Origin of the sequence: Achromobacter seleniivolatilans (assembly GCF_030864005.1) — a bacterium.
GTDB lineage: Bacteria > Pseudomonadota > Gammaproteobacteria > Burkholderiales > Burkholderiaceae_B > Achromobacter > Achromobacter seleniivolatilans.
The window spans coordinates 845,309-858,303 of the sequence record NZ_CP132976.1 but is presented as its reverse complement, the minus strand read 5'-3'; the positions used below and the strand labels follow the sequence as shown (position 1 = coordinate 858,303).

Annotated in this window: 12 protein-coding genes; 2 read left to right on the top strand and 10 right to left on the bottom strand. The window is 63.0% G+C overall.

Annotated features, from left to right (window positions below):
• The 9 genes from RAS12_RS03870 to RAS12_RS03830 all read right to left on the bottom strand — a co-directional run bounded on the left by RAS12_RS03870 (position 1) and on the right by RAS12_RS03830 (position 8,977).
• Positions 1-1,086: an SAM-dependent methyltransferase gene (locus tag RAS12_RS03870; RefSeq protein WP_306945306.1), complete on the bottom strand. Its 1,086-nt coding sequence runs from the start codon at positions 1,084-1,086 to the stop codon at positions 1-3.
• Positions 1,083-1,907, bottom strand: a complete 825-nt coding sequence (locus RAS12_RS03865; protein WP_306945304.1) for a DUF1295 domain-containing protein — start codon at positions 1,905-1,907, stop codon at positions 1,083-1,085. The genes RAS12_RS03870 and RAS12_RS03865 overlap by 4 nt, the downstream gene beginning before the upstream one ends.
• Positions 1,908-1,915: 8 nt before the next feature.
• Positions 1,916-2,476 (bottom strand): DUF2878 domain-containing protein, encoded by a 561-nt coding sequence (locus RAS12_RS03860; RefSeq protein WP_306945303.1) that lies wholly within the window; start codon positions 2,474-2,476, stop codon positions 1,916-1,918.
• Entirely contained in the window at positions 2,473-3,789 is a 1,317-nt protein-coding gene (locus tag RAS12_RS03855) for an SAM-dependent methyltransferase (RefSeq protein ID WP_306945301.1), read from the bottom strand. Before RAS12_RS03855 ends, RAS12_RS03860 begins: the two co-directional genes overlap by 4 nt.
• Positions 3,790-3,930: 141 nt before the next feature.
• On the bottom strand, positions 3,931-4,761 hold the full coding sequence (locus RAS12_RS03850; protein ID WP_306945299.1) for a hypothetical protein: 831 nt from the start codon (positions 4,759-4,761) through the stop codon (positions 3,931-3,933).
• An 11-nt stretch (positions 4,762-4,772) separates the two neighbouring features.
• Positions 4,773-5,681 (bottom strand): alpha/beta hydrolase, encoded by a 909-nt coding sequence (locus tag RAS12_RS03845; protein WP_306945297.1) that lies wholly within the window; start codon positions 5,679-5,681, stop codon positions 4,773-4,775.
• Between the two features lie 164 nt (positions 5,682-5,845).
• Positions 5,846-6,403 (bottom strand): DUF1415 domain-containing protein, encoded by a 558-nt coding sequence (locus tag RAS12_RS03840; protein WP_306945296.1) that lies wholly within the window; start codon positions 6,401-6,403, stop codon positions 5,846-5,848.
• 71 nt (positions 6,404-6,474) lie between these two features.
• A complete protein-coding gene (locus RAS12_RS03835) occupies positions 6,475-7,947 on the bottom strand; it encodes a M20 family metallopeptidase (protein WP_306945295.1) in 1,473 nt (490 codons plus the stop codon).
• A gap of 112 nt (positions 7,948-8,059) precedes the next feature.
• Positions 8,060-8,977 (bottom strand): LysR family transcriptional regulator, encoded by a 918-nt coding sequence (locus tag RAS12_RS03830; protein ID WP_306945293.1) that lies wholly within the window; start codon positions 8,975-8,977, stop codon positions 8,060-8,062.
• A 170-nt stretch (positions 8,978-9,147) separates the two neighbouring features.
• Between RAS12_RS03830 and RAS12_RS03825 the strand changes: the two genes are divergently transcribed.
• The gene (locus RAS12_RS03825; protein ID WP_306945291.1) at positions 9,148-10,104 is read left to right on the top strand and encodes an alpha/beta hydrolase; all 957 of its coding nucleotides are present in this window, start codon (positions 9,148-9,150) and stop codon (positions 10,102-10,104) included.
• Between the two features lie 19 nt (positions 10,105-10,123).
• On the top strand, positions 10,124-11,110 hold the full coding sequence (locus tag RAS12_RS03820) for a Bug family tripartite tricarboxylate transporter substrate binding protein (protein WP_306945289.1): 987 nt from the start codon (positions 10,124-10,126) through the stop codon (positions 11,108-11,110).
• Positions 11,111-11,280: 170 nt separating this feature from the next.
• On the opposite strand, the gene RAS12_RS03815 is transcribed toward RAS12_RS03820, so the two are convergent.
• Positions 11,281-12,906 carry a methyl-accepting chemotaxis protein gene (locus RAS12_RS03815; protein WP_306945287.1) on the bottom strand — a complete coding sequence of 542 codons (1,626 nt, stop codon included), beginning with the start codon at positions 12,904-12,906 and terminating at the stop codon, positions 11,281-11,283.
• Positions 12,907-12,995 lie beyond the last annotated feature (89 nt).

The window sequence follows — 12,995 nt, the reverse complement described above, 5'->3', positions numbered from 1 at the left end:
TCAATCAGGGCGAGTGAAGCGATAGTGGGCGACCAGCCATTCTTGCCCGTGCTGATAGCCAAACAGCTCGGCGCATGCCATCCAGAACATGCGCCAACGCTGAAACCACAGCGCCGCCAGCGGCGCGCCGTAGGCTTGGGCCAACACCTGCATGGCGGCATCGCGGTTGGCATCCTGATTCGCCAGCCAATGGTTGGCAGTGCGCTCGTAGTGGCCGCCGTCCACCATCCAGCGCGCGTCAATCCGCAAGTCGCCCTGAAACCACAGCAAGGTATCCACGGACGGCATGATGCCGCCCGTAAAGAAGTGGCGGCCCAGCCAGTTGTCCGCGCCTTCGGTCTCAAACGGGTACATCAGGCTGCGGTGCGCAAAGATGTGCACGAACAGTTTGCCAGCGGGCCGCAGCCAGGACCCGATGCGCGACAGCAGATCCTGATAATTGCGCATGTGCTCAAACATCTCGACCGAGACGCACCGGTCAAACTCCGCCTGCGGCAGTTGCAGCGTATTCACGTCGCAGGTGATGACCTCGACATTATTCAAGCCGCGTTGCTGACATTGGTGCTGGATGTGCAGGCGTTGCGAGGCCGAGTTGGACACGGCCGTAATGCGCGCATGCGGATAGCGCTCGGCCATCCACAAGGTCAGCGAGCCCCACCCGCAACCGAGTTCCAGAATGCGTTGGCCGTCGGCGAGTTCGGCGCGGATGCCATACAGCTCCAACATCGCGGATTCGGCTTGATCCAGCGTTTCGCGGCCCGTGGCGTAATAGCACCCCGAATACTTCAGTCGGTGGCCCAGGCACAATTTGAAGAAATCTGCCGGCAGCTCATAGTGCTGCGTGTTGGCGGCATCTGTATGAATCGCCAACGGGCTGTGACGCAGCTGCTTCACCAAGTCTTGGTAACGGCGCGCCTGCGCGGACGGTCCGCCCAAGCGTTCGTCCCGCAAGCGGTCAGCGCACAGGCGGCGTATGCCTAGCCGCAAGACCTCATCTGGAACCAATCCACGTTCCGCCAAACCCAGCAAGCCGGGCGCCGGACGATCGGCAGGCAATTGCGTATTGCTTAACGTGGCTGTGTTCATTTCATACCCCTGATGTCGGGTTCTTCGGGTTTTGCTGCGGCAGATTTGGAATCGGGATCGGACTTTGGAAACCACGGAAACAGCATCGGCGTCGTGCGCTGGTACTGGCGGTAGTCTTCCCCCCGGGTACGCAGTGATTGCGCTTCGGTATAGGGAATGCCGCTGATCCAGCGCAGAAAAATAAACATCACGACCGGCCCCAGCCAAGCCAGCCAGCCGATGGGCGACCCCGCAGCCAGCGCCACATAGGCGAACCAATGCAGCCATTCAAAGAAGTAATTCGGGTGACGTGAATACCGCCACAAGCCGCGGCGGCAGGTCTGGCCTTTGTTGGCCGGGTCTGCGCGAAACGCGGTCAGTTGCCGATCGGCCAGCGTTTCTCCGGCAACGGCGGCAAGCCAGATCAGCAGACCCGCCCACAACCACAGTGTCATGCCAGGCTCGGGGTTGGCGCCCACAGCAATGAACGGCAGCGTAAACAGCAGGACCAGCCCCGCCTGAAACAGGAAGAACAGGTAAAACTTGCCTTGGTTTCCGTGCCAGTGCGCGCGCAGGGCGCGGTAGCGACCGTCTTCTTCGGCATCGCGCACGCGCCGCCAAATGTGCAGGGCCAGGCGGCCTGCCCATGCGCCACCGAGTATCGCCAACAAGATGCGCGGCGCAGCAGCCCCTGCGCCGGTCAGCGCAATCAACACCGCCCCTGCCCCCACGCCAGACGCCCATAAGACGTCGACGATCCCGGCGTTATCGTGGCGGCGCTGCCAGCGCCATCCGGCCGTCATCAGCACAATGGCCACGACCGCCACCATCAGAATTTGCATGCTCAGATTCATTGCGTTGCCCCCGTTGCCGGACCCACTGGCCGCCGCAACTCGCGTTCCCAGCGGCTTGCAAGACGGCACAACAGAAGCATCGCCAGCGCCCACCCCAGCGCTAACCACAACAGGCTGCGCCACACGGGGGGATCAAACGCCATCGCTCCCCAGGCATGGCCCGCGCCCCAATACGCCAGGGGGCCGCCGATCAGGCCAAGCAATGCGCCCAGCGCTGGCCGGTCGCGCACATAGGTCAACGAATGGTTGAACGTCATGGCAAACGCCGCCCACAAGGCCAATATCCAGATCGGTGCGCCGGCTACTGGCAGGGCTGGCGATGGCGTCGCGTATTGCGCCCAGCCGCTGGCAGCCAGCAGGCCATCCAGCGCCAGCCCGCAACAGAACGCCACGGCCACCAGACGCAGGTCCGCACGCGGGCTGCGCGATACCCAGGCCTGCCCCGCCACGAATATCGCCGCCAGGACCACACCGGGCCAAGGCGAACCCCGGCCGGCGCCGATCACGGCGCCGAACCAGACGACTTGGTATCCGATCAGATTGGCCCAGAACCTCATACGGCCTCCGTGGGCTCCTGCGATGTCCAGCGCGAGGCGGCCGGCACGGCCCCTGGACGCGCCAGCAACAGGTGCGATACGCCGATGGCGCGCTCGCGGAATCCGCCTTCACAATACGCCAGATAGAACTCCCACAGGCGGATGAACCGTTCATCAAATCCCTGTCCGCGCACGGCATCCAGACGCGACATGAAGCGCCGCCGCCAAGCCTGCAACGTGCGGGCATAGGACAGCCCGAAATCCTCCACATGCACCAGACTCAGATCGCTGGCGCGCGTCTTGGCATTGAGCATCGCCTGGATCGACGGCATAAAGCTGCCCGGAAAGATATGGCGCTTGATGAAGTCCACCGATTTCAGCGCTTGTTCATAGCGATGATCTTCAATCGTGATGGCCTGGATCAGCGCCATGCCTTGCGGCTTGAGCAAATTGCCGACCTTGGCAAAGTAAGCAGGCATATAAGACGCGCCGATCGCTTCGATCATCTCAATGGATACCAGCTTGTCGAACTGGCCATGCAGGTCGCGATAGTCCTGCAACAGCAGCTCCACGCGATATTGCAGGCCCGCGCGCCGGATGCGCTCCGTGGCTAGCGCGTGCTGCTCGCGAGAGATCGTGGTGGTGGTGACGCGGCAGCCATAGTGGCGAGCGGCGTGCAAGGCAAAACCGCCCCAGCCTGTGCCGATTTCGACCACATGCTGGCCCGGCTGCAAGTCCAGCTTGCGGCAGATCACATCCAGTTTGCGCGTAGATGCCTGTTCCAGCGTGTCGTCTTCACCCTGCCACATCGCCGACGAATACATCATGTCGTGCGACAGGAACAAGCCGAAGAATGCATTGCCCAGGTCGTAATGCGCAGCGATATTGCGGCGGCTGCCCGCAAGCGTATTGCGGCGGCGGGCATGCAAGAGGCGCATGGCCAAGCTGCCCAGGCGGGCCAGCCCGGACTCCATACGGTCCAACAGATCACGATTGCGAACCAGCAGCCGGATCAAGCCCACCAAGTCGTCGCATTGCCACGCGCCGTCGCCATAAGCCTCGCCTCCCCCCACGCTCCCGTTGCGTGCCACAGCGCGGTAGAAAACGGGGTCCAGCACGCGCAGGCGCACCGGCCGGGCATGCGATGCGCCGGGCATACCTACTTCCACCGTGCCCATGGCATCTTCGATCATCAGCCATCCATCTTGCAGGCTGATCAGCCCGTTCATCAGGCGCTGGCGCAGCAACCGGTCGGTCAGGGTAAAGGGCATGGCGGCCTCGGCAGCATAGGCATCATCCAACGCCAGGCGTTCGGTGCTAGAGGGGGATCGCATCGGTTTTCTCCCGATTTTGGAGGTGGATGGCGCAATGGGTCTAGCCAGGAACGGGCCTCTGACATCAGGCCCGGAAATCCTGTGGCGTTTCCCTATATACGGACGCCTCAACCGATTGGATTCATCAGTAAAAACCCTTATTCAACCGGCGCAGCGCGGTACCAACGGCTGCGCGGCGGCGGCGTTGATGTCTTCCTGGGAGGGCGCGGCGTAGCGTTCCGACGGCGGGAACTCGATACGCACGTTGAGCGATCCGCCATTGGCGCTGCGAATATTGCTGACGCCTTCAAAGCGGCGCAGGCGGCGGTCCGACGCGGTGTAAGTCATCAGCACTGCGGGCGTGGCAAAGCCGTACCAGGCGTCAAGCTTCAGCCGAAACCGGTAGACAGGGCCGTCATCGGCTGCCGTTGCCGGACGGCTTTCAGCGCCGCTCAGTTTCAGGTCGTACACGGCGAGCCGGCTGGGTACCAAAAACGGCACAACGGGTTCTTGCGAGGCCAGCAACGCTGCCCAATGCGTGCGCACATAGGCGTCAAACCCCGCATCGATCACCAAGCCCGGTTGCGCGGGCACGGGCACGGATTGCGGGCGTTGCGTACCGCTCTTCTGGACGTAGACCTCGCGGGCGGCGCCGGTGCGCTGCGCATCGGCGCGGCGCACGCCTTCGCGGTATTGGTCGCGGTGGTCATAAAGGTCGAAATCAGGGGCCGGATCATCAGTCGCGCCGCGCACCCACTTGCGGGCAAACGGCGAGCCGTCGGGACATTGGTACTGCACCAGACGCGCCTCGCGGCCCTGCTTGCGGCTTACCCAGTGTTCTTCCCGGTAAAGCTCGCGGCCGTCCTCGGTGGCATAGGCGATGCCCAGAAAATGCTGATTGCCCGATGGTTCGGGCGCAGCGGCGGTAGCCGGCACTGTCCAAACCAACACCGTCATCACGCCCAGCAGGCCTGGACACTGCCGGGCTAGCATCCGTGCCGTTCTCATTGCCGCCCCTGTCCAGCCGCGACGGGCGCTTGCTGGTTGCGGACAGATGCGGGCCTGTCCAGCACAAAACCCGCCAGGTCGTCCAGAACCGGCGCCCGCCAACGCAACGGCCGCGCCAGCGCGCCGGCCAGTAGCGCGTGGCCCAGGCGGTCGTAGCGCACCACCGTGACAGGCACGTGGGCGGCCTGCAACGCGGCGGCCAGGCCCTCGGTGTTGCGGGCGGGATCGACTGTGGTGTCTGCCAGCCCCACCATCAGCAAGGCGGGCGGCGCGTTGGCGCTGACGTGGGCAATAGGCTGGGAATCTGGCGGGGTGTCCGGAAAATGGAACACCGGCTTCAGGCTGCGCGCCACGATGGGCAGAAAGTCATACGGCCCTGCCATGCCGATCCAGCCGCGCAACATGGCGGGCGACGCATCAAACCGCGCCAGCCAGCGGGCATCCAGCGCGACCATGGCCGCGTTGTAACCGCCCGCGCTATGGCCTGCCACGAAGACCCGGCCGGGGTCGCCGCCGTATTCGGCAATATGGTGCAAAGCCCAGGCCACCGCGCGCGCCGAGTCTTCGACAAAATCGGGGTACGACACCTGGGGATAGAGCCGGTAGTCCGCAATCACGGCCATGATGCCGCGCGAGGCCAGGGCGTCGCCCACGAATTTGTAGTCGGCGCGGGAGCCGCTCTGCCAGCTGCCGCCATAGAAGAAGACCACCACCGGCGGCTTTTCCACGCCGGGCGGCGCGTAGATGTCCATCTGCTGGCGGGCATCCTGCCCGTAAGGCACGCCGGACACGACGCGGCTGGCGTGGTCTGGCACGGCGCCGTTGAGCACGGTCAAAGGCGAACATGCCGCCAGGCTTAGTACGATCAGGCAGGCAAGCGCGCCCAGTTCCAGGACGCTACGCATGCGCCACCTGCGCGGCGGGCAAGAGGATCTTCACGGCTATCTCCCGAGGAGCCAGGGGTTTAGCTCATATACGGGCGCGAACCGCGTATGGATGCAGTCGCCGTGAAGCGCGGGTGCCTGCCGCAGTGAAATGCAGGCGTCAGTAGCCGTGAAACGCCAGCGTTTCAGCCCTTGGTCATCAGTTTTTTCCAGCCGTCCAAGCCCAGCTTTTTCATCGTCTCGATATTCTTTTCGTAGATTTCGGCGGCATCAGGGAACGACTCGACAGCGCGGTCGATGCTCTCTTCGCGCAGCAGATGCAGAATCGGGTACGGCGAACGGTTCGTGAAATTCTCGATATCGTCGGCCTGGGTCTCGGCAAACTGAAATTGCGGGTGAAACGTCGCCACCTGCAACTCGCCGACCAAGCGCATGCGCTTGAGCAAGCGGTCCGACAATTCCTCAAAATCGTTGAAATCCAGAAAATCATCCAGCGCGTCCGGGATGATCAGCAAGGTGGTGTCGATCTTGTCGGGGTCCGTCTCGGCCAGCAGCGCAAGTTCGTCCTGCAAGTCGGTCAAGACGCCTTCAGCGTCGGTGGCGTCGCTGACGGCAAAGCGGATCTGGTCCTTGACCTGCACCGCTTTGGCGAAAGGACAGAGATTCAGGCCGATCACGGCCTGGGTCAGCCAATGGCGGGTTTCAGCCACCACAGTGGCGTAGGCGTCGGAAGTCGAAATCATTGCGGTCAGTCCTGAAAAAAGAAAGAGCGCAGGGCTGGCTGGCCCGCGCTCTGTTTGACGTGCGTTGCGCGTCAGGCAGCCGGCATGGCGGCCATGGTTTGGGCCACGGCGGCAGTCAGCTTCTTGCCGTAAGGCACATGCAGGAATTCATTGGGGCCGTGAGCGTTGGACTTGGGTCCCAACACGCCGCAGACCATGAACTGGGCCTTGGGGAAACCCTTTTGCAGAATGCTCATCAGCGGAATGGTGCCGCCCTGGCCGATGTAGCCGCAAGGCGCGCCATAGTACTGCTGGGAGGCGGCGTCCAGCGCCTGGCTCAACCATGGCACGGACGCGGGCGCGTTCCAACCGGTAGCAGCGCCTTCGTTGGCCTTGAACAGCACCTTGGCGTTGTAAGGCGCGTCAGCTTCCAGCAGTTCCTTGATTTCTTGCGAAGCGGCCACGGCGTCCACCAGCGGCGGCAGGCGCAGCGACAGCTTGAACGCCGTGCGCGGACGCAGCACGTTGCCGGCGCTGGTCAGCGGTGGCAGGCCTTCGGCGCCCGTCACCGACAGGGTCGGGCGCCAGGTGCGGTTCAGCAGCGCTTCTTCGGGTTCGGTCGTCATCGGCAGAACAAAGCCGCCTTCAGCGCCGCAGCTCCAGGGGAAACGGCGCCAGACTTCGTCGCCCAGAATGCGGGCGGTGGTGGCCACTTGTTCCACGCGCTCAGCGGGAATTTCGCAGTGCAGGCTTTGCGGCAGCAGGCGGCCGGTGCCGCTGTCTTCCAGACGGTCCAGCAGGTGGCGCAAGATGCGGAACGACGACGGCACGACGCCGCTGGAATCGCCCGAGTGCACGCCTTCGTCCAGCACCTGGACTTCCAGCGTGCCCGAGACCATGCCGCGCAGCGACGTGGTCATCCACAATTGGTCATAGCTGCCCGCGCCCGAATCCAGACACACCACCAGCGCCACATTGCCCAGGCGGTCGCGCAGCGCATCCACGTAAGGCAGCAAGTCATAGCTGCCGGACTCTTCACAGGTTTCAACAATGCCGACGCAACGCGGACGCGGAACGCCCTGTTTGTCCAACGCCATGATGGCGGTAAGCGACGCATAAACGGCGTAACCGTCATCGGCGCCGCCACGGCCGTACAGCTTGCCGTCTTCGTATTTCGGGGTCCACGGGCCCAGGCCCGCGCGCCAACCAGAGAATTCAGGCTGTTTGTCCAGGTGGCCGTACAGCAGGATGGTGTCGCCGTTGTCGCTGCGGGTGGCAGGCGCGTCAAAGAAGATGACGGGCGTGCGGCCCGGCAAGCGCACCACTTCCAGCTTCAGGCCCGAGACCTTTTGTGCTTCTACCCACTGCGCCGCATCGCGCACGACGCGTTCGATGAACGCATTCTTTTCCCAGTCCGGATCAAAGGCCGGGCTCTTGGCGGGCACGGCGATGTAGTCGGTCAGGGCGGGAATGATTTCGTTGTCCCACTTGTCATCGACAAAAGCCTGCAGGGCTTTCGGATCAAGGGTGGGCGGCAGTGCGTCTTCGGGGATACGTGCGTTCATGGCGCAAAATCCTGTGTGGGCGGGGAATGGGTAATCTTCTATTTTATGCCTGCGCGGGCCGCGTGACATCTTTTGTCCCCGATTGAGCAATCCCAACGGGAAATCCGTACCGCTATCTGGCCGCGTAGGCCTCGATCAACCCCCACACTTGCCGCGCCAGCGGCTTGGTGTTGTCCACCGACTGATACAGCCGAATCTCCATATGGATGTCGTTGCGGGCGCTGTCCGCACGCACCAGCGCGCCCGCGTTCAGGTCCGCTTCGATCAGCGTGTGCGGCAGCCAGGCCAGACCGAACCCCTGGCGCGCCATCGCGTGCAAGGCATCAGCCAGATCCGACTCATACATCGCCTGCAATAGCGGTATCACGCAAATTCCGCGCAAACGGTCATGCAGGATGCGCCCCAGCGACATGCTGTCCGCGTAGGCCAGAAACGGCACAGCCGGGTCAGATGCCAGTTTGGGCACGGCGTAGCGGGGGTGCGGATCACCGGCAGCCACCGGCGCGCTGACCGCCACCAGTTTGTCGGCGCCCACGCGGCGGCAGCGGTAATGCGGGTTGTCGATCTTGGCGTAGAGCGGTTCGTGCGCGTGGCACAGCAGGAAATCGACCTCGCCGTCTTCCAGCATGTCCACACCGTAATTCAGCGTGGTGGTGATGACCTTCAGCTGAAACGGCGGCATGCCTTGCTGAACGCGTGCCATCACGCCCGGCAGTACCGAGTGCGCCAGGGTTTTGCCCGACGCGATGGTGATCTTGCGGCTGCGTTCCAGCTCGGGTTTTTGCAGCGCTAGCCGGGTTTCCCGCAGGATATCCAGCACATCCACGGCCGCGGCCAGCATGCTGCGGCCCGCAGCGTTCAAGGTGGAAACCTGGTGGCCGCGCTCCACCAGCGGCACTCCGGCCCATTCTTCCAGCGCTTTGATGCGGCGCCCGAATGCCGGGTGCGTCACGCTGCGCGCCTCGGCCGCCTGGAACATATTGCGCGACTTTGATAAGGCGACAAAGTCTTCAAGCCATTTGATATCCATCTGCGTCTCTCATCCGCGCCCCCATTGCCCGCCATGGATGATTCCTGGCCGGGTCGTTATTGATACGAGCGGTTCAGCGGCTGTGCCAATTCGGCACAGCCGCGCCATATTTTGCACAAGGCAGAAACACCTGGCAACTATTATCCCCGCAGTTACCTCTGGAAAACCCTATGTTCGACGCCCCTGTTCAGCTCAAGTCCATACGTAGCCACTTCGTTGGCGGCGCCGAGGCCGTGGCGGGCGGGCTGTCGATGCAGCAGCAAAAGGTCGTGGGCAACGCATCGCCCCGGCTGATCGACATGAACGGCGGCTATAGCGTCGGCCAGTTGTATGTTCAGGAATACCGGCTGACCCAGCCGCGTCACCCCTACCCTGTGCTGTTATGGCACGGCGGCGGCATGACAGGCGCGCAATGGGAAAGCACACCCGATGGCCGCCAGGGCTGGTTGTGGCGATTGCTGCAAGCGGGCTTCGATGTCTTCGTGTCCGACGCGCCCGAACGCGGCCGCGCGTCTTGGGCCATGTTTCCAGAAGTCTATGACAGCGCACCCATCTTCCGCTCCAAGGAAGAAGCGTGGCGCTTGTTCCGCATCGGCCCGGCTGCGGGTTATGCCCCGGCCGGCCAAGCGCGCCAGTCGTACCCGGCGCAGCAATTCCCGGTCGAGGCCTTCGACACGTTTTCCAAGCAATTCGTACCGCGTTGGCTGACGCACGGCGACATGGCGCTGGACGCCTACCGCAGCCTGCTGGATCTGACTGGCCCCTGCATTGTGATCGGCCATAGCCAGGGCGGCGGTTTCGCCACGCAACTGGCCCAGGAATACGCGTCCACGGTACGCGCAGTGATCGCCGTGGAGCCCACCGGCACACCGGCAGCCGCGGCCTGTGTGCTGCCCCCGCAGTTGCTGGTTTGGGGTGACCACTTTGACACGGACGACACCTGGCAGCGGTACCGCGCGCAGACGGACGCTTACTGGAACGCGCTACAGGCCGCTGGCCAGCGCGCCGACGTCCTTGATCTGCCAGCCGCCGGTATTCCCGGTAATTCCCATTTCTGCATGCTGGATCGCAACAGCGACCAGATCGCCGGATTGATCGTCGAATGGCTCGACCGCAGCCTCGACTAACCTTCACCTGGAGACACAGATGAACTTCAAGAAATCCACCATCGCCCTGGCGCTCTTGACCGGCGCCACGCTGGCAGCTGGCGCCGCGTCGGCCCAACAGGCCGACTACCCCAACAAGCCGATCCGCATGATCGTGCCGTTCGCCCCCGGCGGCACCGCCGACATCATTGGCCGCGTCTTCGCCGCGCAATTGGGTACTGAACTGGGCCAGACCGTTGTTGTGGAAAACAAGGCTGGCGCGGGCGGCTCGATCGGCACGCGCTTTGTGGCAGACGCCCCGGCCGACGGCTACATCCTGCTGCTGGCGTCTTCCAGCACCCACGGCACCAACCCGGCCGTCTACAAGAACCTGACGTATGACGCGTCGCAGGACTTCACCGCGATCACGCAACTGGTGACCGTGCCCGGCGTTCTGAGCGTCACCAAAGACTTCCCGGCGACTGACCTGAACGGCCTGATCGCCGCCACCAAGGCCAGCCCGGACAAATACACCTACGCCTCGTCGGGCGCAGGCGGCCTGGGCAACCTGGCCATGGAACTGATGAAGTCGATGACGGGCGCCAAGCTCATGCACATCGCTTACCGCGGCGCAGGCCCGGCTTTCACCGACGTGATCAGCGGCCAGGTTTCGATGATCTGGGAGCCGGTGCCGGCATCCCTGCCTTACATCAAGGGCGGCCAGATCCGTCCCATCGCCATCGCGGCCGACGTGCGTTCGCCGGAACTGCCCGACACGCCGACCTTCAAGGAAGCTGGCCTGTCGCGCTATGAAGCGAATGCCTGGAACGGCCTGCTGGCGCCCAAGGGCTTGCCGGAAGACGTGAAGAAGAAGCTGCACGACGCCTCGGTCAAGGCGCTGAACACGCCCGAAGTGAAGGCCAAGATGGCCAGCCTGGGCGGCACGGTTGTCGCCGGTTCCTCGGATGACTTCCAACACGTCATTGCCAACGATGTGAAGAAGTGGAAGAACGTGGCGGCCGACGCCAAGATTCAACTGGACCAGTAAGATCAAGATTCAACTGAACCGGTAATAGCAAAAGCCCCGCAGACAACGAATGCGGGGCTTTTTTTCGCCGTGATTTTTGATCTGGATGCTGCCTTGCGGATTCGACTCACTGAAATCCATAACCGATCGTACGTAGATGGGAATCCTTGGATTCCCATCTACAACTTCGCTTACGCGCCGATCAACGCCGCATCGCCGTGGCGGCCCAGAGCGGGCGCGCCCACGTCGATCACTTGGCCAGTTTGCAGCTTGAAAACGGCCACGGCTTCGCGCAAACGCTGCGCCTGCGTTTCCAGTGATGCCGCAGAGGCCGCCGCCTCTTCGACCAGCGCCGCGTTCTGCTGCGTCACGCTGTCCATCTGCGACACCGCCTGATTCACCTGTTGAATCCCTTGCGACTGCTCTTCGGACGCGCTGGAGATCTCGTTGATGATGTCGGTAACCCGGCGCACCGAAACCACGATCTCTTGCATGGTGGCGCCAGCGGCTTCCACCTGGTCCGAACCGATCGACACCTTCTGCACGGAATCGTCGATCAAGCCCTTGATTTCCTTGGCCGCCTGGCCGCTGCGTTGAGCCAAGGCCCGCACTTCGCTGGCCACCACTGCAAAGCCCTTGCCCTGCTCACCGGCACGCGCCGCTTCAACCGCTGCATTCAGCGCCAGGATGTTGGTTTGGAAGGCAATACCGTCGATCACGCCAACAATATCCGCGATGCGCTTGGAGCTGTCCGCGATGCCGCGCATGGTGCCGACCACGTCGCCCACCGCCTGACCGCCGCGTGTCGCCACTTCGGATGCAACCGTCGCCAGTTGCGCGGCGCTGCGCGAACTGTCTGCGTTGTTCTTCACCGTGGACGACAGCTCGTCCATGCTGGCTGCCGTTTCTTCCAGCGATGCCGCCTGCTGCTCGGTGCGCGACGACAAATCGATGTTGCCGGCTGCGATCTCGCGCGAACCAGTGTGAATTTCTTCCACGCCCAGGCGCACGGCGGACACGGTACGCGCCAGGCTTTCCTGCATGCGTTTGACCGCCGCGTACAGAATGCCGATTTCGTTGTTGCCGCGCTGTTCAATGCGATTGCTCAAATCGCCGCCCGCGATGCGGTCAAACAAACGTCCCGCCTCATGCAAGGGCCGGAAAACAGAACGCGCAAAGATGGCGTAAAGGCTGACCACAAGTACCGCTACCACCACCAGCAAACAGATCAGAAAAACAATTGCGCCGTTGATGCGGGTGGATGCCTCGCGTGCGACACGCTGGCCGACTTCATTCGCATAATCCACATACTTTTGATCAGCTTGAGTAAAGGCGATACCCAGCGGCGTGACTCTTTCAACGTTCAACCGGCTGGCCTCTTGAGCATTACCAGCGCGAATGGCAGCCACCATGGGTGCGATGGCATCGCGCGCGTAGACGTCATAGGCTGCCAGTGCCGAATCGAACAAGGGCTTTCCAACCTCGCTCGCCTCGGGCAATTTGCGGGCCACGTCGATCAGGTCAGACGCCTTCTTGGTGTAGCCGTCCAGCCGCTGCATGCTTGCCATGCTGTCGATGGACTTGCCTTCCAGCAACGCGCTCTGCGCGGCCAGCAGGACCAGGCGGGCTCGCAACAACTCCGAGGCCGCGCCATCGACGGAATTGGCACGCACCAGGTTGGTGTCCAGCAGCACTTCGATCGAAGTACGGTTGGAGGTCAATTGCTGGTACACCGCGACGCCGGTCACCAAAAAGAGCGCAAAAAAAACGCCTAAGGCGGTCGTCAGGATTGCTCGGATACTTAAATTCTTGAACATATGGGGCCACTCCGGGGGTTGCGTAAAGCTCCCTCCATTTACGGCGCAATGCAATGAAAAGTTAAATATCTCATCGGGTTACATGTATT

Coding starts and splice junctions, on each gene's coding strand:
- RAS12_RS03870 (WP_306945306.1), bottom strand. CDS start 1,086: ATGAACACAGCCACGTTAAGCAATACGCAATTGCCTGCCGATCGTCCG.
- RAS12_RS03865 (WP_306945304.1), bottom strand. CDS start 1,907: ATGCAAATTCTGATGGTGGCGGTCGTGGCCATTGTGCTGATGACGGCC.
- RAS12_RS03860 (WP_306945303.1), bottom strand. CDS start 2,476: ATGAGGTTCTGGGCCAATCTGATCGGATACCAAGTCGTCTGGTTCGGC.
- RAS12_RS03855 (WP_306945301.1), bottom strand. CDS start 3,789: ATGCGATCCCCCTCTAGCACCGAACGCCTGGCGTTGGATGATGCCTAT.
- RAS12_RS03850 (WP_306945299.1), bottom strand. CDS start 4,761: ATGCTAGCCCGGCAGTGTCCAGGCCTGCTGGGCGTGATGACGGTGTTG.
- RAS12_RS03845 (WP_306945297.1), bottom strand. CDS start 5,681: ATGCGTAGCGTCCTGGAACTGGGCGCGCTTGCCTGCCTGATCGTACTA.
- RAS12_RS03840 (WP_306945296.1), bottom strand. CDS start 6,403: ATGATTTCGACTTCCGACGCCTACGCCACTGTGGTGGCTGAAACCCGC.
- RAS12_RS03835 (WP_306945295.1), bottom strand. CDS start 7,947: ATGAACGCACGTATCCCCGAAGACGCACTGCCGCCCACCCTTGATCCG.
- RAS12_RS03830 (WP_306945293.1), bottom strand. CDS start 8,977: ATGGATATCAAATGGCTTGAAGACTTTGTCGCCTTATCAAAGTCGCGC.
- RAS12_RS03825 (WP_306945291.1), top strand. CDS start 9,148: ATGTTCGACGCCCCTGTTCAGCTCAAGTCCATACGTAGCCACTTCGTT.
- RAS12_RS03820 (WP_306945289.1), top strand. CDS start 10,124: ATGAACTTCAAGAAATCCACCATCGCCCTGGCGCTCTTGACCGGCGCC.
- RAS12_RS03815 (WP_306945287.1), bottom strand. CDS start 12,906: ATGTTCAAGAATTTAAGTATCCGAGCAATCCTGACGACCGCCTTAGGC.